19 protein-coding genes are annotated in these 21,066 nt (G+C 59.0%); 4 read left to right on the top strand and 15 right to left on the bottom strand.

Features of this window, described 5'->3' with window-relative positions:
• Positions 1-37 precede the first annotated feature (37 nt).
• The gene (locus tag AB4P97_RS19110) at positions 38-1,492 is read right to left on the bottom strand and encodes a TrkH family potassium uptake protein (protein WP_395601474.1); all 1,455 of its coding nucleotides are present in this window, start codon (positions 1,490-1,492) and stop codon (positions 38-40) included.
• Between the two features lie 245 nt (positions 1,493-1,737).
• Between AB4P97_RS19110 and AB4P97_RS19105 the strand changes: the two genes are divergently transcribed.
• On the top strand, positions 1,738-2,427 hold the full coding sequence (locus tag AB4P97_RS19105) for an energy-coupling factor ABC transporter permease (RefSeq protein ID WP_042561117.1): 690 nt from the start codon (positions 1,738-1,740) through the stop codon (positions 2,425-2,427).
• 65 nt (positions 2,428-2,492) lie between these two features.
• A complete protein-coding gene (locus AB4P97_RS19100) occupies positions 2,493-2,708 on the top strand; it encodes a hypothetical protein (RefSeq protein WP_042561116.1) in 216 nt (71 codons plus the stop codon).
• Between the two features lie 5 nt (positions 2,709-2,713).
• Here AB4P97_RS19100 and yacG read toward each other — a convergent pair whose 3' ends face one another.
• The 5 genes from yacG to pilB are packed head-to-tail and all read right to left on the bottom strand — an operon-like array spanning position 2,714 to position 7,325.
• Positions 2,714-2,914, bottom strand: coding sequence for a DNA gyrase inhibitor YacG (yacG, locus tag AB4P97_RS19095; RefSeq protein ID WP_042561115.1), 201 nt, complete (start codon positions 2,912-2,914; stop codon positions 2,714-2,716).
• The gene (gene coaE / locus AB4P97_RS19090; RefSeq protein ID WP_395601473.1) at positions 2,911-3,534 is read right to left on the bottom strand and encodes a dephospho-CoA kinase; all 624 of its coding nucleotides are present in this window, start codon (positions 3,532-3,534) and stop codon (positions 2,911-2,913) included. Before coaE ends, yacG begins: the two co-directional genes overlap by 4 nt.
• On the bottom strand, positions 3,531-4,403 hold the full coding sequence (locus AB4P97_RS19085; RefSeq protein WP_150595329.1) for an A24 family peptidase: 873 nt from the start codon (positions 4,401-4,403) through the stop codon (positions 3,531-3,533). The genes coaE and AB4P97_RS19085 overlap by 4 nt, the downstream gene beginning before the upstream one ends.
• A gap of 1 nt (position 4,404) precedes the next feature.
• Positions 4,405-5,622, bottom strand: coding sequence for a type II secretion system F family protein (locus tag AB4P97_RS19080; RefSeq protein WP_042561112.1), 1,218 nt, complete (start codon positions 5,620-5,622; stop codon positions 4,405-4,407).
• Positions 5,623-5,624: 2 nt separating this feature from the next.
• Positions 5,625-7,325 carry a type IV-A pilus assembly ATPase PilB gene (pilB, locus tag AB4P97_RS19075; RefSeq protein WP_395601472.1) on the bottom strand — a complete coding sequence of 567 codons (1,701 nt, stop codon included), beginning with the start codon at positions 7,323-7,325 and terminating at the stop codon, positions 5,625-5,627.
• Between the two features lie 226 nt (positions 7,326-7,551).
• Here pilB and AB4P97_RS19070 point away from each other — a divergent pair, with 226 nt between their 5' ends.
• Both AB4P97_RS19070 and AB4P97_RS19065 read left to right on the top strand, forming a co-directional pair.
• A complete protein-coding gene (locus tag AB4P97_RS19070) occupies positions 7,552-7,983 on the top strand; it encodes a pilin (protein WP_042561110.1) in 432 nt (143 codons plus the stop codon).
• 299 nt (positions 7,984-8,282) lie between these two features.
• Positions 8,283-8,639, top strand: coding sequence for a BON domain-containing protein (locus AB4P97_RS19065; protein WP_042561109.1), 357 nt, complete (start codon positions 8,283-8,285; stop codon positions 8,637-8,639).
• A gap of 265 nt (positions 8,640-8,904) precedes the next feature.
• Here the strand turns inward: AB4P97_RS19065 and AB4P97_RS19060 are convergent, their stop codons facing one another.
• The 9 genes from AB4P97_RS19060 to folK all read right to left on the bottom strand — a co-directional run bounded on the left by AB4P97_RS19060 (position 8,905) and on the right by folK (position 21,065).
• Positions 8,905-9,204, bottom strand: coding sequence for a DUF2845 domain-containing protein (locus AB4P97_RS19060; protein ID WP_115146562.1), 300 nt, complete (start codon positions 9,202-9,204; stop codon positions 8,905-8,907).
• Positions 9,201-12,152, bottom strand: coding sequence for a DUF748 domain-containing protein (locus AB4P97_RS19055; RefSeq protein ID WP_395602957.1), 2,952 nt, complete (start codon positions 12,150-12,152; stop codon positions 9,201-9,203). Before AB4P97_RS19055 ends, AB4P97_RS19060 begins: the two co-directional genes overlap by 4 nt.
• 216 nt (positions 12,153-12,368) lie before the next feature.
• On the bottom strand, positions 12,369-13,385 hold the full coding sequence (locus AB4P97_RS19050) for a class I SAM-dependent rRNA methyltransferase (RefSeq protein WP_395601471.1): 1,017 nt from the start codon (positions 13,383-13,385) through the stop codon (positions 12,369-12,371).
• Between the two features lie 117 nt (positions 13,386-13,502).
• Positions 13,503-14,375, bottom strand: coding sequence for an oxygenase MpaB family protein (locus AB4P97_RS19045; RefSeq protein ID WP_395601470.1), 873 nt, complete (start codon positions 14,373-14,375; stop codon positions 13,503-13,505).
• Between the two features lie 51 nt (positions 14,376-14,426).
• The gene (gene acs, locus AB4P97_RS19040; protein ID WP_395601469.1) at positions 14,427-16,364 is read right to left on the bottom strand and encodes an acetate--CoA ligase; all 1,938 of its coding nucleotides are present in this window, start codon (positions 16,362-16,364) and stop codon (positions 14,427-14,429) included.
• Positions 16,365-16,575: 211 nt separating this feature from the next.
• Positions 16,576-18,240, bottom strand: coding sequence for a glucose-6-phosphate isomerase (pgi, locus tag AB4P97_RS19035; RefSeq protein ID WP_200612993.1), 1,665 nt, complete (start codon positions 18,238-18,240; stop codon positions 16,576-16,578).
• 342 nt (positions 18,241-18,582) lie between these two features.
• A complete protein-coding gene (gene panC / locus AB4P97_RS19030; protein WP_042561102.1) occupies positions 18,583-19,443 on the bottom strand; it encodes a pantoate--beta-alanine ligase in 861 nt (286 codons plus the stop codon).
• A complete protein-coding gene (gene panB / locus AB4P97_RS19025; protein WP_047303260.1) occupies positions 19,440-20,240 on the bottom strand; it encodes a 3-methyl-2-oxobutanoate hydroxymethyltransferase in 801 nt (266 codons plus the stop codon). Before panB ends, panC begins: the two co-directional genes overlap by 4 nt.
• Positions 20,241-20,579: 339 nt before the next feature.
• A complete protein-coding gene (gene folK / locus AB4P97_RS19020) occupies positions 20,580-21,065 on the bottom strand; it encodes a 2-amino-4-hydroxy-6-hydroxymethyldihydropteridine diphosphokinase (protein WP_395601468.1) in 486 nt (161 codons plus the stop codon).
• Between the last annotated feature and the right edge of the window lies 1 nt (position 21,066).

Here is a 21,066-nt window from a genome sequence, read left to right as displayed (position 1 = left end):
AGGAGTCTAGGCAATAAATCTCAATTGGTTGTCGAGACTAGTATTTCCAGAAGACCGGTGTGAGCAGCACCAGGACAGTGAGGATCTCCAGTCTTCCCAAAAGCATGCCGACAGTCAGCAGCCATTTGGCAGCATCGGGCAATGTGGAAAAGTTTCCCGCCGGCCCAATGATCGAGCCAACGCCAGGCCCGACGTTGCAGACGGCGGTAGCCGCGCCACTCAATGCAGTTGTCCAGTCCAGGCCGATGAGCGCCAAACCCATGGCGATCACCCCGATAGTGATGGTGAAAAAGAATGAAAACGTCAGCAGCGAACGGGCGATGTCCTCGTCGATGGGGTGTTTGTTGTATCTTTTTCGGATCACGGCGCGAGGATGGATCAATTGATTCAGACTGCCCATTAGCAGCGTGCCAGCCACCTGAAAGCGGAATATTTTAAGACCGCCAGCGGTGGAACCGGAGCAGCCCCCGACAAAGGTCAGATAGAAGAACAGCAATACGGCAAAACTGCCCCATAACGTGTAATCCCCCAGTGCTACGCCGGTTGTCGTGACCACCGATGTCACGTTGACCGCCACGATCCGAAACGCTTCCCACCAGCCGTACTCGCTGTGCAAGCACAACCAAGTACCGACCAGCACCCAGGTAATGAGCAAAAAGCCGATGAACCCGCGTACCTGATGATCCTTGAACAAGGCCCGTTTATTGCCGCGAAGCGTGCTCACGTACAGCGTGAAAGGGAGGCTGCCCAGAATCATGGTAGCGACCGCCACCCAATGAATGGACGGTTGTGTCCAATGTGCCAGCGAGGCATCGGAGGTTGAAAATCCTCCCGTGGAAATCAATGACATTGAATGGTTGATGGCTTCGAACGGCGTCATCCCTGCTATCCACAGGGCCAGCGTGGCAAGACCGGTAAGCCCGACATAAAGCCCCAGAATATATTTGGCGGCGACATGGGAGCGCGGCGTGACCTTCTCCGACCAGTCGGACGATTCGGTCTTGAATAGCCGCATGCCCCCGACCCGCAGTAATGGCAGGATAGCCACCGCCATGCCGATGAAGCCGATCCCGCCCAGCCAATGCAGCATCGACCGCCAGATCAGCAATCCTGGAGATGCCGTGTCCAGCCCGGTAAGGATGGTCGATCCAGTTGTGGTGATGCCTGACATCGTTTCAAAAAACGCATCGGTGTAGCTGATGTGCTGGATAAGCACCATAGGCAATGCGGCGAATATGCACACAACCACCCAACTGGCGGTCGTCAGCATGTACATATCGCGAGGACGTAACTGAACGTTCTCGGGACGACCCTTGTTAATCATCACCAGTCCGCACAGCGCTGTGATCAAGCTCGACCACAGGAAGGCCGACATATCATCTTTGCGATCATGGATCACCAGCGTCAGCATGGGTATCAGCATGCTCACCGCCAGCGTGATCAGAATAATTCCCAGAATGAAGCTGATGAGTCGTAATACCGCAATGGACATATGTAACGCCTTTTTGTTAGCGCCGCGCAGTATCGGCGGGCCTGTTGTCTCGTCCCGTAAAGTTTTCGTAACTTTTTCTCTCCTCCGGATTCTCTGCGCGCCACGCGCAGAAGCGTGATACGGCGAGTCGCAAACGGCGGTATAGACTGAGATCTGCCTCGACGGGAGAACCGCGTGAAAAATATAACAGTGTTGCTGCTCGATCTTTGGCTGGCGCGGCGCCAGGCGTCAGCGAAGGATCACCTATGATCGGCGCCGAATTGCTGTCATCCACAAGCCTGACGCTCGGATGGCTGATCTATCTGCCGGTGCTGTTCTGGGCGATTGTTCGTGCTCCTTGGGTCGAGTTGTTCAGTGATAGCCGTCGCCAGCATCTGTTGTTCGGCACGGTGTTCGCGCTGTTTCTGTTGTGGCTGGTGCGCCGGGATTTCGATACCGGGGTGGCTTATCACTTCATCGGCATGACGGCGGTGACATTGCTGCTCGACTGGCCGCTGGCGATTCTCGGCGGGCTGGTGGCGCAAGTTGGCCTGGTGCTTCTCGGGCGCCAGGATCTCGCGGCACTGGGGGTCAACGGTGCACTGTTTATTCTGCTGCCGGTGCTGGTTACCGAGTGCGTGGCGATCCTCGTCGAGCGCGCCCAGCCTCGCAATCCCTTTGTGTACATCTTCTGCTCCGGGTTTCTCGCCGCCGCGCTGTCGGCGCTGTTGTGTCTGCTGCTGAGCCTGACATTGCTCTGGTACGACGGCCTGTTTGCCATGCCCGAATGGCTGGAAGACTTCATCGGCTACCTGTGGCTGATCATATTCCCCGAGGCGTTCATCAACGGCATGGTGGTCAGCGCACTGGTGGTGTTCAGCCCGGAATGGCTGGAGACGTTCAATCGCACGCGCTACCTTTCGGCACCCTGGAAGGACGACGATCCCAAGTCTTGATCCACATCAAACCCGCCACGCGCGCGGCATTTCATGCTCGGCCAAATTCCTTCAGGAGCGGCAGCATGAGTGTTTACGAGTGGGCGCGGCAGGAAACCCGCAAGAGTCTGGAGATGGCGCAAGAGGTGGGGTTCGATCCGGGGTTGAGCCTGCGCGCCTTGCTCAGTGCGGTGGTGCAACAGAGCAAGACCGTGCGCAACGCCGAAGACCTGGCCGACGAGTTGCGCTTTCTGGCGGAAAACCTCGACGACGATCAGGACTACGGCTTCATGCGGCCCTGAAGGGATCAGTGGCGCGGATCGAAATCGCCGGAAAACAGTTCATCCTCGGCGTCCGGTGCGACCGGGATCTTGTGTTCTTCCGAGGCCCAGGCGCCCAAGTCGATCAGTTTGCAGCGATCGGAGCAGAACGGCCGGAATTTGTTATCCGGAGTGAATTCCACGGGGGCGCCACACGTTGGGCATTCTACGGTCGGGATCTGGCTCATGATTGGCCTCCACTTAAAGTCAGGTAAAAGTCATGCAGGCGCTCGACCTCGCTGTGCAGCCAGGCGAGGTCGCGGTCGTTGACCACCACGTCGTTGGCACGGCTCACGCGGTCTTCACGGCTCGACTGGGCCTTGAGGATCGCCTGAACCTGCTGTTCGCTGGTCTGGTCACGCTGCAAGGTGCGTTCGATCTGCAGTTGTTGCGGAGCGTCGATCACCAGGATTCGCTGGGTCATCGCGTATTGCCCGGATTCGATCAACAGTGGCGAAACCAGAATCGCATAGGGCGATTTTGCCAGCGCCAGATGATGGGCGATTTCCTCGGCGATCAACGGATGCAGCAGGGCTTCGAGCCAGCGGCGCTGCTCCGGGACTTCGAAGATCAGCTTGCGCAGGGCGGCGCGATCCAGCGTGCCGTCAGCCTGTAACACGCCGGCGCCGAAGTGCTCGGCAATCCTGGCCAGCGCCGGGCGACCCGGTTCGACCACCCAGCGTGCTGCGTGATCAGCGTCGACCACATGGACGCCAAGGTCGATGAAGTGCTGGGCCGCGGCGCTTTTGCCGCTGCCGATGCCGCCGGTCAGGCCGAGAATCCAGGGTTTTTCCACAGGGGTATTCATTTCAAACCGACAAACTGCCAATAGAAGTCGGTTATTTGACCACCCCAGAGCAAGGCAATCCAGCCGGCAATTGCCAGATAGGGGCCGAAGGGGATCGGCGTCGAGGTTTTCTGCTCGCGCACACGCAGCAAAATCACCCCGAGAATCGCTCCCACCAGCGAAGACAGCAGGATCGTCAGCGGCAGAATCTGCCAGCCACCCCAGGCGCCGAGCAGCGCCAGCAGCTTGAAATCACCGTGACCGATGCCGTCCTTGCCGGTCAGCAGTTTGAACAGCCAGAAAACCGACCACAGCGCCATATAACCGGCCACCGCGCCCCACATTGCATCGTGCAGCGGCACGAACAGCCCGAAACTGTTGACGATCAGCCCCAGCCACAACAACGGCAGCACCAGCACATCGGGCAGCAATTGATGCTCGGTGTCGATCAGACTCATCGCCAGCAAGCCCCAGGTGAGGAAGATCAACAGACAGGCCGGCCAGCCAAAACCCACCTGCCAGGCGATAAACGCCGAAAGCAGTCCACAACTCAGTTCGGTCAACGGATAGCGTTTGCTGATCGGCGCTGCACACGCGGAGCAGCGTCCGCGCAGGCACAGATAACTGAGCAGCGGGATGTTTTCCCACGCACGAATTCGATGTGCGCAGTGCGGGCACTCGGAGTGCGGCAGCATCAGGTTGTAGGTCGGCAGCGGCGTTTCGCCGGGCAGACCGAGCACGTCCTGCGCCTGCTGGCGCCAATCGCGCTCGAGCATTTTCGGCAGGCGCCAGACCAGCACATTGAGAAAGCTGCCGACGATAAGACCGAGCAGCAACGCCGTGCAGACGAAGGCCAGTGGGTAAACGGCAAACAGTTCGTCGATAGGCATGTCAGATCGCTGAGCCGAGTTGGAAGATCGGCAGGTACATCGCCACCACCAGACCGCCGACAATCACCCCCAGGACGACCATGATGAACGGCTCCATGAGGCTGGTGAGGTTGTCGACCATATTATCCACTTCGTCCTCGTAAAACCCGGCGACCTTGTCGAGCATCTCGTCCAGCGCGCCGGACTCTTCGCCGATGGCGGTCATCTGCACCGCCATGTTGGGAAAAACCCCGGTGGTGCGCATGGAAAAATTCAGCTGCATACCCGTGGAAACATCCTGGCGGATGCGCAATACCGCGCGCTTGAAAACCACGTTGCCCGTGGCGCCGGCTACCGAGTCGAGCGCTTCCACCAACGGCACGCCGGCAGCAAATGTGGTCGACAGGGTCCGGGCGAAGCGTGCAACGGCAGATTTGTACATCAGCGTGCCCACCAACGGCAGCTTCAATAGCCAGGTGTCTTTGCGATCGCGCATGGCCTGGGATGTTTTCAGCGCACGGCGGGTGCCGAAAAAAGCGGCCACCAGCGCAACGAGTATCGCCCACCACCATTGCTGCATGAATTCCGAGAGGCTGATGACCAGCAGGGTGAAGGCCGGCAACTCGGCGCCAAAACCGGAAAAAACCGACTCGAACTGCGGCACCACTTTCACCAGCAGAATCCCGGTCACCACGGCTGCAACCAGCACCACGGCGGTGGGGTAGGTCATGGCTTTCTTGATCTTGGCCTTGAGGGCTTCGCTTTTTTCCTTATAGGTCGCGACCCGTTCCAGCAACGTGTCGAGGGCGCCGGACTGTTCGCCGGCATCCACGAGGTTGCAATACAACTCATCGAAATACTGCGGCTTCTTGCGCAGGGCGTTGGCGAAACTGTTACCGGCGGCGATCTCCTGTTTCACCTCGTCGACCAGTTTGCGCATGGCCGGGTTTTCGAAGCCCTCACCGATGATGTCGAACGACTGCAGCAGCGGCACGCCAGCCTTCATCATGGTCGCCATCTGCCGCGTGAACAGGGCGATGTCCCGGGGCTTGATGCGTTTGCCGAAGCTAAAAAGCGAGGCAGTTTTTTTACGCACCTTGCCCGGATTGATCCCTTGCTTGCGCAGTTGAGCCTTGATCAGTGCCGGGTTCTGCCCGCTTAATTCACCGCTGAGTTTGCTGCCTTTCCTGTCCGTGCCTTCCCAGGCGTAGACGCTGATTTTCGCTGCCTTGACCGCCATGTTCAGTCCTTGGTGACCCGGTTGATTTCTTCCAGGCTGGTAATGCCTTGCATGGCCTTGCGCAGGCCTGAGGTACGCAGGTCGTCGAAGCCGTCGCGGCGCATCTGGATGTCGATTTCCAGCGAGTTGCCCTCGGCCATGATCAGTCGTTGCAGGTCTGCTGTGTTCTTCACCACTTCATAAATCCCCACGCGTCCCTTGTAACCGCCATTGCAGTGATCGCAACCGACTGGCTCGTAGATCGTGAAACTGCCGATGCGTTCCTCGGGGAAGCCTTCCTTGATCAGGGCTTCGCGCGGAATCTCGATGGCTCTCTTGCAGTGGCTGCACAACTTGCGCGCCAGCCGCTGGGCGATGATCAGGCTGACCGAAGTGGCGATGTTGAAGCCGGGGATGCCCATGTTATGCAGTCGCGTCAGGGTTTCCGCGGCGCTGTTGGTGTGCAGTGTCGAAAGCACGAGGTGGCCGGTCTGCGCAGCCTTGATCGCGATCTCGGCGGTTTCCAGATCGCGGATCTCGCCGACCATGATCACGTCCGGATCCTGACGCAGAAACGAGCGCAAGGCCTGGGCAAAGTCGAGCCCCTGTCTGGGGTTGACGTTGACCTGGTTGATGCCTTCCATATTGATCTCCACCGGGTCTTCGGCGGTGGATATGTTGATGTCGACCGTGTTGAGAATATTCAGCCCGGTGTACAGCGACACCGTTTTGCCCGAGCCAGTGGGGCCGGTGACCAGAATCATCCCTTGTGGCTGCTTGAGGGCTGCCAAATACAGGTCTTTCTGCTCAGGCTCATAGCCGAGGGCGTCGATGCCCATTTGCGCGCTGGAGGGGTCGAGAATCCGGATCACCACTTTCTCGCCCCACAGGGTCGGCAGGGTATTGACCCGGAAGTCGATCGACTTGCTTTTGGACAGGCGCATCTTGATCCGCCCGTCCTGCGGTTTGCGCCGTTCCGAGATGTCGAGGCTGGCCATGACTTTCAAACGTGCGGCGATGCGCCCGGCCAGTTGGATCGGCGGCTTGGCAACCTCGCGCAGAATGCCGTCGGTGCGCACCCGTACCCGGTAGTTTTTTTCGTAAGGCTCGAAATGCAGGTCGGAGGAGCCGCTTTTGATCGCATCGAGCAGCATCTTGTGGACGAAACGCACCACCGGCGCATCGTCGGCGTCTTGTCCGCCGATGGCGTCCTGCTTGTTGTCGTCGATCGATTCGACATCGAGGCCGTCGAGATCGACGTCGGCCATGTCTTCGAGACCGCTGGCGTGAGTGTCGAAGAATTTTTCGATGGCATCGCTGAGCTTGTCGTCCTCCACCAGGATGGCTTCGGTGCTCAACCCGGTGCTGAACTGGATGTCGTTGATTGCCTGATGATTGCTCGGGTCGGAAATTCCCACGAACAGCTTGTTGCCGCGCCGCCACAAGGGCAGGGCATGATGCTGGCGCACCAGTTTTTCACTGACCAGGCCTTTGGGCTGGGTTTCCTTGTCCAGGCAATTAAGGTCGAGGAACGCCATGCCGAAGTGCTCGGAGGCGATCTCGGCGACCTGCGCGCTCTTTACCAGTTTGTTCTGCACCAGATAGCTGACCAGCGACAGCCGATTGCGCTGGGCCTGTTGCCAGGCCTGCTGGGCACTTTTTTCCGTGAGCAGTTCGGCCTGCACCAATTGCTTGGCCAGACCGCTCAGAGCGATGTCATTCATGGGGATTCCGCACGCTTGCAGTTCATGACTTATAGCCTAGTCAAGTGACAGCGCCAAACACGGTCGGTGCAGGTGACAAAAAGTGTCAGATAGTGCGGTTGCGGGCTGTAGGAAACTGCGTAGAGCGCTGCTCGCGCTTTGTGGGCAGGGCTTTCAGGCGCTTGGCATGGGCTATGCTCTGCTCTTCTCAGATCATGAGATTTCGACTCATGCATGGAGCGTTTCTATGAAAAAACAACAAGGTTTTACGCTGATCGAGCTGCTGATCGTTGTGGCGATCATCGGGATTCTGGCGACTATCGCCCTGCCGCAGTATTCGAAATATCAAGCGCGATCCAAGGTGACGGCGGGGCTGGCAGAGATCAGTGCGATGAAAGTGCCATTCGAGGACGTCATTAACCAAGGTACTGATCCCACACTGACTAACGTGGCGGGCAGTGCGACGGTTACCACCTCAAACTGTTCGGTGACCGCGTCGGGCACAGCTTCTTCGGGTGCCGGGACTATCGTTTGTACGATCAAAAATGCGCCAGGCCCAGTATTGGACAAAACCATCACGCTCACTCGGTCCTCTGGCACCGGCGCGGGTCTCTGGACTTGCGGCACTACCGTTGCACCTGACTATTCGCCAAAAGGCTGTACTGCTAGCGGTACATAAGGCTTTCATTGTTTTTTGGTTAAGTGCCCCGCAATGCGGGGCATTTTTCATTGCGCAGCGCTTCACAAAAGCTTCAATAATTTCAGCGCCTTAGGAACTTTTCAAAAAGCCGCAACTTGCATGTGAATATTCAGCCACTCATGCATTTTGCATGAATCCGGAAATTTGTCTTATTTATAAGTTGTTGATTTATAAGGGTTTTGTGTCATCTGAAAAGTTGGCACAGCGTTCGCAATATCTACGGTAACCCTGCTGACAAGACATCCAGCAGACTTTCCAGAAAAACAGGAGTTACTCGTATGAAGAAGTTCGCTATCACTGCCGCTGCTGCAACCGCGCTGACCCTGACCATGGCTTCCGGTGCATTCGCACAATCGGCTCAGGCTACTCAGGCTCCAATGACTCTGGCAGCCGGTGAAGTCACCGAGATGAAACAAGATACTTCCGATACCTGGATCACCACTAAGGTCAAAGCTGACCTGGTCACCGAAAAAGGCATTCCAGGTACCGACATCAAAGTAGAAACCAACAAAGGCGTTGTGTCGCTGTCGTCGACTACTGCTGTAACCGAATCGCAGAAAGACGTAGCTGTTGCCATCGCCAAGAAAATCAAAGGCGTTAAAGCGGTATCCGCTGACGGCCTGAAAGCCGAGTAAGGCATGACTTCTCGCCTGGACCGGGAGAAGGGGCGACAGACGGGCCGAGCAATACGTCTGCCGCAACTTTAGAGTTCATGCGAACGATCACATGGATGTGATCATTACGGGCCCCGACACTTTGTGTCGGGGCCCGTTTTATTTGGCACGCAACAAACAATGTGGGAGCGAGCCTGCTCGCGAAGTGCTCCGTCAGCCGACGAAGATGTCGACTGACGCGTTGCATTCGCGAGCAGGCTCGCTCCCACATGAGTTTGGTGTCGGGTCAATTACCGCGTTTGCTATCGATCTGCTTCAGACGATTGCCTTCAAAGCGCAGGTATTGATACATGCCGTTGTTCGGGCCGTAGGTCCATTCCTCGACCTGAAACTCTTCCCGCCGATTGGCGCTGCGCTTGTAACCCAGTACATCGCGGCTCACGGGCTCGCCACACTTGTTCAGCACCTCGCTTGCGCGGTCGCCTAGGCTGATCAGTTGGCTGCCGCAACGCAACGTATCGGAGGCTGACGCCTGGCCAGCAACGAATGTCAGTGCCATTGCCGCCAGCCATTTACGATGGGTCATTCGGCATCCAGGTGCATTTGCGTCACCACCCGACCGTCGCTTTCAGCCTCGCCCAGATTGGTGTCGATGAAGTACACGCGGTCGTCAGCCAGTTGGCCCTTGTCCACCAGGAAATCCTTGATGCTGCTGGCACGGTCCTGGCCCAACTGACGCAGCAGCACATCGCTGGAACTCCAGAACTGGATAACGCCTTCGCGCATTTTCGCTGTGCGTTCTTCCTTGCCCAGATCCTTCCATTCGGCCGGCGGCTGAGTCTTTAGACGAGTGCGATAGATGCCTTCGAGCAGTGGGCCTTTCTCGCTGTCCGGCACGTCAATCAAGGATGCCTGGGCCGGGACTTTATCGCCGCGGCGCTGGAGCATCTTGTAGTAGTTGTATTGGTATTCACGTTCCAGACGCTGTTCGGCAAGCAATGGGCCGTCGCTGCTTTTGGCGGCGACGCCCTCGATTTCCAGGCGCAGGGCCGGACGCTCCTTGAGTGCCTGGGACAGCTTGATCAGCGCACCCTCGGCATCCTTGTTCAACTCGCTGGAGCCGGGCGCGAAGGACACCGTGCCGAGATCCTGGGAGCCGCCACCGCTGACCAATCCACCAATCATTTTGAATGGCGCCGCAGCGGCTTTGACGATCAGATTACGCAGGGTCTGCCAGACAATCGGCATCACGCTGAATTGCGGATTGTTCAAGTCGCCCGTCACGGGTAACTCGATGGAGATTTTGCCGTCGACGTCTTTGAGCAACGCGATCGCCAGTTTCAAAGGCAGGCTTGTCGCATCCGGACTGTCGACTCTCTCACCCAGCTGCAATTGCTCGACCACCACTTTGTTCTCGGCCTTCAGTTGGCCCTTGGTGATCAGGTAATGCAGGTCGAGGTTGAGCCGGCCCTTGCGGATGCGGTATCCGGCGAATTTGCCGGAGTAGGGTGTCAGGGTGGTCAGCTCGACCCGTTTGAAACTGGTGGTGATGTCGAGGCTGGCCATCGGGTCGAAAGGATTGACCGCGCCCTTGATGGTCACCGGTGCATAGCGATCAACCTTGCCTTTGATGTCGACAGTGGCCGGTTTCGACTGTCGACTGTCGATGGTGCCGATCTGGCCGTTGAGTTGCTGGACGGCGGTGGCGAAATTCGGCGTCAGGCTGAAGTCGGCGAAGTTGGCAGAGCCGTCGTTGATGGCGATACCGCCGATGCGAATGCCCAATGGTTTGTCTTTGCTGGCCGGTTTGGCAGCGGCGGTTGTCGTGCCGCTGTCGGCAGGCTGCGGAATCAGCAGATCATCGATATTGGTGGTGCGGTCATCGTTGATCATGAAGCGCACGTACGGCTGTAACAGGTTGACCTTGTCGATCGACAGGCTGTCGCCATGCTGATAGTTCAAGCCTTCCACAACGACTTGCTGCCACTTGAGGAAGTCGCGGGTTTTCAGGGTGTCGAGGGTGTGCAGTTGATCGATCTGCGCGCGGCCGGTCACGCTGAGCGCCAGCGGTTCGGTGCTCTTGAGGTTGACCTTGAGGTCACTGCCGAGCATGCCGCTGCGCAATTCGAGACGAATGAACGGATTGATGTAGGACTGCGCAACACGCAGGTCGATGTCCTGGGTTTTAACGTTGAGCTGGGCGTTGACCGGCGCCAGATTGACCGTGCCATCGGCGAGGATCTTGCCCTGCTTGCCTAACCCGGTATCGAGTTTGAGCTTGAAGGGTGATCCGTTGAGGCTGTCAAAATCCTGCAGGTCGACGTTCAGCGGGGTGACATCCAGTGTCACCGGTGGATTGGCCGACCGGTCAGCCAGATGGACGGTGTAGTTGCGCAGCTGCACATCTTTGAGCAGTACTTGCCATGGCTTGTCCGGCGCGCTCGGTTCAGGTTTTGGCGAGTCGGCGGTCGCAGGCGTGCTGGCCGGTTCGGCGGCGGCTTTGGCGGCGGGTTTCGAAGGCTGGCTGGCGAACAGTTTCTGCCAGTCCAGTTGCCCGTCAGCCTCAAGGGCGGCCCAGGTTTCCAGTTTCTGGCTACGAATCTTGCCAACCACCACTTGCTGTTTCGCCAGGTCCACCGAGGTCTCGCTGACATCAAGGCGTTCAAGTTTCGCCAGTGGGCGCCCGTCGGGTGCCTTGATCGCGAACGGCGCGATGCTCAGTGCGATGTTGTTCAGTTGCAGCTCGGTTTGTTTCGACAGATTGAGTTTGTATTCTGTGCTGAGGTTCATCACGCCGTTTTCAAGAACCAGGGGCACCGCGTCTCGTACGTAAGGCCAAAACGCTTTCATATTGCCGTCGGTGATTTTCAGCGTGCCTTCGGAGGTGATCGGGATCAGGCTGAAATTGCCGCTCCAGTCGATTCGGCCACCGTTGGGACCAATCGCGACCAGCGTCATGTCGGCGCTGTCTTCGGGCAGAGTGCTGAGATTTTTCAGCTCGAAGTTGAGATCGTCGTAGAGGAATTCGATGGGTTCGCTCGGGCGCACATCCTCAAAGTGCACGACACCGTTGGCGAGTTTGATCTGGTCGATGCGCAGAGGAAACGGTTTGGCATCGGGATCGACGGGTGTCGGTTCACTGGCGGGTATGTTGAAAAGACCGAGCAGGTTGAGCTTGCCGTCTTTGGCGAAGAGGATTTCGGTCTTCGGTTTGTCCAGTTCGATGTTGGACAGATGGACTGCTTTCGTCCACAGGCTATCGAGTTGCAGGTCGGCGTACAGGCGTTCAAAACCGACCTGTTCTTTGCCGGGCTCGCCGATGACCAGGCCCCACAAGGTGACTTCAAGGCTGAACGGATTGAGTTCGATGCGCTGGATATGCGCAGGCACCGCTGCGTAGTTGGCCAGTTGCTGGTTGGCAACACGCAAGGCAATGCCCGGTAAAATCAGAAACCCGAGCAAGCTGTAGAGGGCCAGAGCGGTCAACAGTGCGCCAATCGCGCGAATCAATCCTTTGGGCATGTGCGGCTTCATCTGTCGGAAACGGAGTGCCTTGGAGTATGGCACGCGATTCTGGTTCCGAAGTACCTGGTGTAGAACAGGATTGTTCAGATTCTTCGGAAAACATAAAACACTGTGGGAGCTGGCTTGCCAGCGATGACGGCCGATCATTCGACATAGATGTCGCCTGGTCCACCGCAATCGCTGGCAAGCCAGCTCCCGCAGGTTGTTCGCCGCAAAGCAATGTGATCAGAGTTGCAGGATCAAGGTTTTCAACGGCGGCTGTTGGTCCAGCGACGGAAAATCCGCGCCCGGGGTCATCACGCTCCATTCGCGCACCGGGCGCCCGGCCTTCTCGGCGCAGCGCAGGACCTGTTCGCGCCAGTCATCCATGCTGACTTTCGCCAGGTTGTTGCAGCAGATCAGCACGCCGTTGTCGGCGGTGGTCAGCAGGGCCGGTTTGAGCAGGCTTTGATAGTCGCGCAGCAGGTCGACGGTGCCGAACGCGCTCTTGGCCCAGGCCGGCGGATCGAGCAGTACCAGATCGTACTGGCGCTGTTCCAGGCGCTGATAGCTCGGCAGTTTCTGCCCGCGTCGTTGACTGATGGGCAGACCGGCCAGTTGGCGGATGGCCGGAAAGTAGTCGGACTGGACGAACTCCATTTCCGGCAACTGCGGATTGAGCAAACCGTTTTCGCGACCAACGGCGAGGTTGCCTTCGGCAAAATCCAGGTTGCACACTTCACGGGCGCCACCGGCCGCGGCACTCAGGCCAACGCCGCAGGTGTAGGCGAACAGGTTGAGCACGCTTTTGCCTTTGGCGTGGTCCTTGACCCAGCCGCGGGTGTTGCGCAGGTCGAGGAACAGCAGTGGATCCTGCCCGGCATGGCGTCCGCGTACGCGGTAATTCAGGCCCCATTCGTGACCGACCAGATCCACCAGCGCCGCGTCATCGGCACGGTAGACGTGGTCTTCGCGGTCGATACGCGAGTTGCCGCGGGAACGGTCGTTGTAGACCAGCAAAGTCTCCAGGCCCAGGGTCTGGTTGACGATAGCGTGCAGTTGCAGCAACTCGTCACGCTCCAGCGTCTGGTGAAAGCTTTGCACCAGCAATTGCGGGCCGTAACGGTCGATGGTCAGGCCGCCGGCACCTTCCTGGCTGCCATGGAACAGGCGATAACAATCGGTGCCCTGGCTGTGCAGTACAGAGAGCAAGTCCTGACGTTGATCGAGGGCGGCGCGCAGCGCCTGATTCAAGGAAGACATGCGGGCGCCTTGCTGGAGAGAATTGGGGCGCGGGAGTTTAGCAGTTACTGAGCTGCAAGCTCTAAGCTTCAAGCCTCAAGCTCAAAACTTGCAGCTTGCAGCTTGCAGCTCTGAGCGTCAGCGAAGCAGCCCCATCCGCCGCTTTGCCCGTTGCACCGAGCCATTGCGCATCGCCCTGCGTAGCATCGGCGCGCTGCGCTTGACGCTGGCGCGGATCAGTTGGCGTTGCAGCGGATTCTGTCGGGCGTCGAGCATGTCGCTGGCCCAGTCTGGCAACAGATCGATGCCGGCCTTCATCATCAGATCGCCAAATGGCCGCGCCATCAGGCTGGGGGCCGGGGCTTCGAGCAGCAGGCGCAGGACTTCGCGGCTGCGCTCATCGCAGAGCAACTGCGGGCGCATGCGTTGCAGATAATCCGCCACGGCCTGCCGCGATTTCGGCACATCCCGGGCGCCGAGGCGCTCGGCGACCACGGCGATTTCTGCGTAATACCGGTCCTGATCGGCCAATGACAACTGTGGGTTGCGATAACGCAGATGCGCCGCGAGAAAGTTACTGACTTCCGCCACATGCACCCACGTCAGCAAATCCGGATCGCTGGCCGCATAAGGCCGGCCATCTGGCGCCGTGCCGACGACTTGCAGGTGAATGGTGCGGACTTTCTCGATCAACCAGTCGGCGTCGCGGCGTGAACCGAAAGTGGTGCCGGAGACAAACTGACTGGTGCGGCGCAAACGTCCGAGCATGTCTTCACGAAAGTTCGAGTGGTCCCAGACCCCGGCCAGCGCCAGTGGATGCAGCGCCTGCAGCAATAGCGCACTGATGCCGCCGATCAACATGCTGCTGAAGTCGCCGTGCACCTGCCAACTGACCGAGTCGGGGCCAAACAGCCCCGGGTCGCCCTTGGGGTTTTCCAGATCGAGCTGGCCGAGGGACAGACCGGTCAGGCTCATGAGTTGGTTTTCGATACGACTGCGGATGAATTCCATGAGCACTCAGTGAGGGAGTGGGGCGCGCTCGGTTGGCCGCGCCCGCAAGGGTTACTGATTGAGGCGCGTGTCGATCAGGCCTTGCACCACGCTCGGATCGGCCAGGGTCGAAGTGTCACCGAGGCTGTCGAGTTCGTTGCAGGCGATCTTGCGCAATATGCGCCGCATGATCTTGCCTGAGCGGGTTTTCGGCAAGGCCGGCGCCCACTGGATCAGATCCGGTTTGGCGAAGCTGCCGATCTCCTTGCTGACGTGGGCCAACAGTTCTTTTTTCAGCTCATTGCTGGGCTCGGTGCCGTTCATCGGTGTGACGAAGGCGTAAATGCCCTGGCCTTTGACGTCATGTGGATAACCGACCACCGCCGCCTCGGCGATGCTGTTGTGCAGCACCAGCGCGCTTTCCACTTCAGCGGTGCCGATACGATGGCCGGAGACGTTGATCACATCGTCGATACGTCCGGTGATCCAGTAATCGCCGTCCTCGTCGCGACGGGCGCCGTCGCCGGTGAAGTAGTAGCCGGGGTAGGGCTTGAAGTAGGTATCGACCATCCGTTGCGGGTCGCCGTAGACACTGCGGATCTGTCCCGGCCAGCTTGATTTTATGGCGAGCACGCCGCTGCCGGCGCCTTTGATCTCCTTGCCGTGTTCATCAAGCAGCACCGGTTGCACGCCGAACATCGGTTGCGTGGCGCAGCCCGGCTTGATCCGCTGCGCACTGACCAAGGGGCTGAGCATGATGCCGCCGGTCTCGGTCTGCCACCAGGTATCGACGATGGGGCAGCGTTGTTCGCCGACCACGTTGAAATACCATTCCCACGCTTCCGGGTTGATCGGCTCACCGACGCTGCCGAGTAATCTGAGGCTCTGTCGGGAAGTTTCCTTCAACGGTTCGGCACCTTCGCGCATCAACGCGCGCAGTGCCGTCGGTGCGGTGTAGAAGATATTGACCTTGTGCTTGTCGATGACCTGCCAGAAGCGCGAGCTGCTCGGATAGCTCGGCACGCCTTCGAACATCAGCGTGGTCGCGCCATTGGCCAGTGGCCCGTAGACAATGTAGCTGTGGCCCGTCACCCAGCCGACGTCGGCCGTGCACCAGAACACTTCGCCGTCGCGGTAATCGAGCACGTATTTGAAGGTCATCGCCGCTTGCAGCAGATAGCCGCCGGTGGTGTGCAGCACGCCTTTGGGCTTGCCGGTGCTGCCGGAGGTATAGAGGATGAACAGCGGGTCTTCGGCGTCCATCGGTTCCGGTGGACAGTCGTCGCTGACGTCGCGCACAGCCTGGTGATACCAAAGGTCCCGGCCTTCGACCCAATCGACCTTGCCTTGGGTACGCTCGACCACGATGACAGTGCTGACATCCGGGCAACTTTGCAGGGCTTTGTCGACGTTGCTTTTCAGCGGCACGAATTTGCCACCGCGCACGCCCTCGTCGGCGGTGATCACGGTGCGGCAATCGGCATCAAGGATACGGTCGCGCATGGAGTCAGGGGAAAAACCGCCAAACACCACCGAATGAACGGCGCCAATTCGGGTGCAGGCGAGCATGGCGTAAGCCGCCTCGGGAATCATCGGCATGTAGATGCACACCCGATCGCCTTTCTTCACGCCACGGCTTTTCAATACGTTGGCCAGTCGGCAGACGTGATGATGAAGTTTTTTGTAGGTGATTTGCGCCGATTCGGCAGGGTCGTCGCCTTCCCAGAGCAGGGCGGTTTGATCGCCGCGCTGTGCTAAGTGACGGTCGATGCAGTTGTAACTGACGTTCAGTTTGCCGCCGGCAAACCAGGCGGCTTCACCGGTTTTCAGGTCGTAGCGCTGAACGGTTTGCCACGGTGTGCTCCAGTCGAGGAAGCGTGTGGCCTGTTCGGCCCAGAAACTGCTGGGGTGTTCAATGGATTCGCGGTACAGGCGCTGATAGTCGTCCTGACTCAACTGAGCAGCCCGGCGGACGGCATCGGCTTGGGGGAACGTGCTGATATCGAACATGACGGTTCCTTATTCTTGTTGTGCGAAGAATAAAGATGCGCCGAGCGGTCAACAGGTTCAAGTCATCCACAAACAACTGTGGGAGCGAGCCTGCTCGCGAATGCGGAGTGTCAGTCAACAAAGATGCTGAATGACAAACCGCATTCGCGAGCAGGCTCGCTCCCACAGTGGATAAGTGTTGCCCGCAGGATCTGTGGGCAACACAGTCAAATCAACCGCGGTGACGACCGCGGAAGTAGCTGATCAAGCCCTGGGTGGACGGATCGTCAGCGTTGGTTTCGTCGCTGCCGACCAGGCGATTGTAAACGCCCTTGCCCAATTCCTTGCCCAGTTCCACGCCCCACTGGTCAAAGGCATTGATGCCCCAGACCACGCTTTGCACGAACACTTTGTGTTCATACATGGCCACCAGTGCGCCAAGACGACGCGGGCTGATGCGTTCGACCACGAGGGTGTTGCTCGGACGGTTGCCCGGGATCACCTTGTGCGGAGCAAGTTTGTGCACCTGGTCTTCGCTCATGCCCTTTTCGCGCAATTCGGCTTCGGCTTCCGGCAGGGTCTTGCCGAGCATCAGCGCCTGGCTCTGCGACAGGCAGTTGGCGTACAGCCACTGATGGTGGTCGGCCACCGGGTTGAAGCTGACGATTGGCACGATGAAGTCGGCCGGGATCAGTTGGCTGCCTTGATGCAGCAGCTGGTGGTAGGCGTGCTGACCGTTGCAGCCGACGCCGCCCCAGATCACCGGGCCGGTATCAGTCGAGACCGGGGTACCGTCCTGACGCACGCTCTTGCCGTTGGATTCCATGTCCAGTTGCTGCAAGTGCTTGGTGATGTTGCGCAGGTAATGGTCGTACGGCAGGATCGCGTGGCTTTGCGCGCCCCAGAAGTTGCCGTACCACACGCCGAGCAGCGCCAGCAGCACTGGCATGTTCTGTTCGAACGGCGCGGTCTGGAAATGCTGGTCCATGGTGTAGGCACCGGACAGCAGTTCCTTGAAGTTGGACATACCGATGGCCAGGGCAATCGGCAAGCCGATGGCCGACCACAGCGAGTAACGGCCGCCAACCCAGTCCCACATCGGGAAGATGTTTTCTTCACGAATGCCAAACGCCACGGCCGCGGCGTTGTTGCTCGACACAGCGATGAAGTGACGATACAGCTCGGCTTCCGAACCGCCCTGAGCCAGGTACCAGGCGCGTGCGGCCTGAGCGTTCTTCAGGGTTTCGAGGGTGTTGAACGACTTCGACGAGACGATGAACAGCGTGGTTTCGGCGCGCAGTTTTTGCGTCAGTTCATGGAACTCGCTGCCGTCGATGTTTGCCAGGTAGTGGCAGCGCACGCCTTTTTGCGCGTAGGACAGCAAGGCTTCGGACACCAGCTCTGGGCCTAGGAACGAGCCACCGATGCCGATGTTGACCACGTCAGTGATCGGCTTCTCGGTGTAACCACGCCACAGACCGTCGTGGATGCGGCCGACCAGATCGGTGATCTGATTCAGTACCTTGTGCACTTCCGGCATCACGTTGACGCCGTTGACCGACAGCTTGTCGCCGACCGGACGGCGCAGGGCGGTGTGCAGCGCTGGACGCTGTTCGGACGTATTGACGATTTCGCCGTCGAACAACGCTTTGATCGCGCCCTTCAGATCGACTTCATTGGCCAGGTTCACCAGCAGGTCGCGGGTCTGGGCGTTGATCAAATTCTTCGAATAATCGAGAAACAGCCCGCAGCTGCTGAGGGTGAACTGATTGAAGCGCTGCGGATCGGCGTTAAAGGCTTCGCGCATGCTGAAATCCTGCATGGCTTGGCGGTGATCTTTCAACGCTTGCCAGGCGGGCAGAGCGGTAACGTCTTGAGGATTGAGGTAATACGCCATCGCTGCGGTTTTCCTTTTTACTTGAACGGCCTTTTGAACACTGAACAGGCCTGCACGCCATGTTTGGGCGTGGGCCAACTGCGTTGTCACGGTTTCTGGACACAGGGCGAATACAGTAAACCTCGCGCTGCAATCTGTCTTGACTTTGTCTGACCCGATCCCTGTACTTTTTTAACATTGATACCGGGAACGAGGCGACAAACGGCCAATACACACCAGCAGTGGAGCGAAAACAAATGTGGGAGCGAGCCTGCTCGCGAAGCGTCCTGTCAGGCGGCGCGGGGCTATCTGACAGTTTGCATTCGCGAGCAGGCTCGCTCCCACTGGGTATTGCGGTGATGCTTACGTCGGCGTATCGAGATTCAGGTGCAGGTTATCGATCAACCGCGTAGTGCCGAGGAACGCTGCCACCAGAATCACCAGATCACGGTCTTCAGCCGTCGCCGGACGCAAGGTCACGGCGTGGCGGATTTCCAGATAATCCGGGCGCAGGCCAGCGGCTTCGAGCTGCTGCAGTTGCGCGCTGATCAGCGCCGGGAAATCCCGTTCACCTTGCTTGATCGACTCGGCAATCGTGCTCAGGGTGCGATAGACCACTGGAGCTACGGCGCGTTGTGCTTCGCTTAGGAAACCGTTGCGCGACGACAGTGCAAGGCCATCGTCAGCGCGGACTGTCGGTTCGCCGATGATCTGGATCGGCATGTTCAGGTCATGCACCAGCGCGCGGATCACCGCCAGTTGCTGGAAATCCTTCTGACCGAAAATCGCCAGATCCGGCTGAACCATGTTGAACAGTTTGCTGACCACTGTCGCCACACCTTCGAAATGCCCCGGACGGCTGGCGCCACACAGGCCTTCGGAAAGTTGCGGCACGCTGACCCGGGTCTGCCCGGCCATGCCATCGGGGTACATTTCTTCGACGGTCGGCGCGAACAGCAGCGAGCAACCGGCTTCCAGCAGTTTTTCCTGATCCGCCGCGAGGGTGCGCGGGTATTTGTCGAGGTCTTCGCCGGCGCCGAACTGCAGCGGGTTGACGAAAATGCTCGCGACCACGAAATCCACGCGTTGGGTGGCTTTGGTCACCAGCGCGACGTGGCCGCTGTGCAGGTTGCCCATGGTCGGCACGAAGCCGATGCGCTTGCCTTCGCTACGGGCGCGGGCTACAGCAGCGCGCAGTTCGCGTACGGTTTTGACGGTGTTCATGCAGAGAATCCGTGTTCGATGCCAGGGAACGTGGTGGCTTTGACTTCGCTGACGTAAGCCTTGAGGGCCGAATCGATACTGTCCTGACCGTGCATGAAGTTTTTCACGAACTTGGGTACGCGGCCGGAGATCGACAGACCGAGCATGTCGTGCAGCACCAGGACCTGACCATCGGTGGCGCTACCAGCGCCGATGCCGATGACCGGAATCTTCACTGCCTGACTGATTTCCGCAGCCAGTTCGCTCGGTACGCATTCGAGCAGCAGCATGGCCGCGCCAGCCTGTTCCAGTGAAATGGCGTCAGCACGCATCTGCCGCGCCTGGTTCTCGTTGCGGCCCTGCACTTTATAGCCACCGAGAATGTTCACCGCTTGCGGGGTCAGGCCCATGTGCGCGCAGACCGGGATACCGCGTTCGGCGAGCAGACGGATCGACTCGGCCAGCCACAATGCACCCTCGACCTTGATCATGTGCGCGCCGGCCTGCATCAGCATGGCGGCGTTGGTCATGGTTTGCTCGAGAGTGGCGTAGGCCATGAACGGCAGGTCGGCCATGATCAGGGCATCGCGGTTGCCGCGTTTGACGCAGGCAGTGTGATAGGCCATTTCTGCGGTGGTCACCGGCAGGGTGCTGTCGTGACCTTGCAGGACCATGCCGAGTGAGTCGCCCACCAGCAACACTTCGACACCGGCCTCGTTGCAGGCGTGGGCGAAAGTCGCGTCATAGCAGGTCAGCATGGTGATCTTTTCACCTTTCTGCTTGAGGCTCTGGAGCGTGGTCAGGGTGATGGCTGGCATGTAAAAAATCCTCGTTCAGGCGCTCTGGAAACTACTGCGAGTAACGCGCGTGATTCTTCATCTACTCAGGCGCACGGTCTTTTGTCGTGCTTATAAGGCCTGGATTGCGCCCGTATGTGCCGGGTTGGCGGCAGCGGGACGCCTATAGTCGTGAGGAGCCAAGCGGAAGTCAATTGTGTGTGTTACCGCGTTGTTACGAGGGGAGTGTTACCGGCGTTACTGATGCGATTCAGCGGCGCGGCGGGGCTGATTCGCGGGGTTTTTGTCCGACAAAAATAGCGATGCCGCACGCTATCCATGTAGGCGCTGCCTGCGGCAGCTCCTACAGGGGGATTTGTTTCAGGCTTGAGGGAGGCGTTCCAGGCCGACGAACGGGCAGGCGGCCAGCAGACCGGCGAGGCTACGGCCATCGGCAAGAAGCAAATCGGCTGGAGCCAGTTCGGCCATCGGATACAGGACGAACGCGCGTTCCTGAATCTGGTAGTGCGGGACTTTCAGTCGTGGTTCGTCGATCAGTCGATCACCGAACAGCAGAATATCCAGATCCAGCGTGCGCGGACCCCAGCGCTCCAGACGTTCGCGGCCCTGATCGTTTTCGACGGCTTGCAGCGCGTCGAGCAGATCCAGCGGGGCCAATGCGCTGTCGAGCGCGGCGACCGCGTTGGTGTAACGCGGTTGGCCCGGCAGCAGCGAGTCGCTTTGATAGAAGGCGGAAACGCCGACGAGTGCGGTCTGCGGCAATTGCCCCAGCGCGTCGACCGCGCTGCGCAATTGTTCGGCAGGGTCAGCGAGGTTGCTGCCCATGCCGATGTAGATGCGTTCCATG

Source organism: Pseudomonas sp. A1230 (assembly GCF_044218825.1).
In the GTDB taxonomy this organism is placed as follows: Bacteria; Pseudomonadota; Gammaproteobacteria; order Pseudomonadales; family Pseudomonadaceae; genus Aquipseudomonas; species Aquipseudomonas iridis.
The sequence above is the reverse complement of the archived record's forward strand: the minus strand, read 5'-3'. Positions and strand labels throughout refer to the sequence as shown.

Bases quoted from the DNA above. Each gene is read 5' to 3' on its own strand.
- AB4P97_RS19110 (WP_395601474.1), bottom strand. From the start codon at position 1,492: ATGTCCATTGCGGTATTACGACTCATCAGCTTCATTCTGGGAATTATT.
- AB4P97_RS19105 (WP_042561117.1), top strand. From the start codon at position 1,738: ATGATCGGCGCCGAATTGCTGTCATCCACAAGCCTGACGCTCGGATGG.
- AB4P97_RS19100 (WP_042561116.1), top strand. From the start codon at position 2,493: ATGAGTGTTTACGAGTGGGCGCGGCAGGAAACCCGCAAGAGTCTGGAG.
- yacG (WP_042561115.1), bottom strand. From the start codon at position 2,914: ATGAGCCAGATCCCGACCGTAGAATGCCCAACGTGTGGCGCCCCCGTG.
- coaE (WP_395601473.1), bottom strand. From the start codon at position 3,534: ATGAATACCCCTGTGGAAAAACCCTGGATTCTCGGCCTGACCGGCGGC.
- AB4P97_RS19085 (WP_150595329.1), bottom strand. From the start codon at position 4,403: ATGCCTATCGACGAACTGTTTGCCGTTTACCCACTGGCCTTCGTCTGC.
- AB4P97_RS19080 (WP_042561112.1), bottom strand. From the start codon at position 5,622: ATGGCGGTCAAGGCAGCGAAAATCAGCGTCTACGCCTGGGAAGGCACG.
- pilB (WP_395601472.1), bottom strand. From the start codon at position 7,325: ATGAATGACATCGCTCTGAGCGGTCTGGCCAAGCAATTGGTGCAGGCC.
- AB4P97_RS19070 (WP_042561110.1), top strand. From the start codon at position 7,552: ATGAAAAAACAACAAGGTTTTACGCTGATCGAGCTGCTGATCGTTGTG.
- AB4P97_RS19065 (WP_042561109.1), top strand. From the start codon at position 8,283: ATGAAGAAGTTCGCTATCACTGCCGCTGCTGCAACCGCGCTGACCCTG.
- AB4P97_RS19060 (WP_115146562.1), bottom strand. From the start codon at position 9,204: ATGACCCATCGTAAATGGCTGGCGGCAATGGCACTGACATTCGTTGCT.
- AB4P97_RS19055 (WP_395602957.1), bottom strand. From the start codon at position 12,152: ATGAAGCCGCACATGCCCAAAGGATTGATTCGCGCGATTGGCGCACTG.
- AB4P97_RS19050 (WP_395601471.1), bottom strand. From the start codon at position 13,385: ATGTCTTCCTTGAATCAGGCGCTGCGCGCCGCCCTCGATCAACGTCAG.
- AB4P97_RS19045 (WP_395601470.1), bottom strand. From the start codon at position 14,375: ATGGAATTCATCCGCAGTCGTATCGAAAACCAACTCATGAGCCTGACC.
- acs (WP_395601469.1), bottom strand. From the start codon at position 16,364: ATGTTCGATATCAGCACGTTCCCCCAAGCCGATGCCGTCCGCCGGGCT.
- pgi (WP_200612993.1), bottom strand. From the start codon at position 18,240: ATGGCGTATTACCTCAATCCTCAAGACGTTACCGCTCTGCCCGCCTGG.
- panC (WP_042561102.1), bottom strand. From the start codon at position 19,443: ATGAACACCGTCAAAACCGTACGCGAACTGCGCGCTGCTGTAGCCCGC.
- panB (WP_047303260.1), bottom strand. From the start codon at position 20,240: ATGCCAGCCATCACCCTGACCACGCTCCAGAGCCTCAAGCAGAAAGGT.
- folK (WP_395601468.1), bottom strand. From the start codon at position 21,065: ATGGAACGCATCTACATCGGCATGGGCAGCAACCTCGCTGACCCTGCC.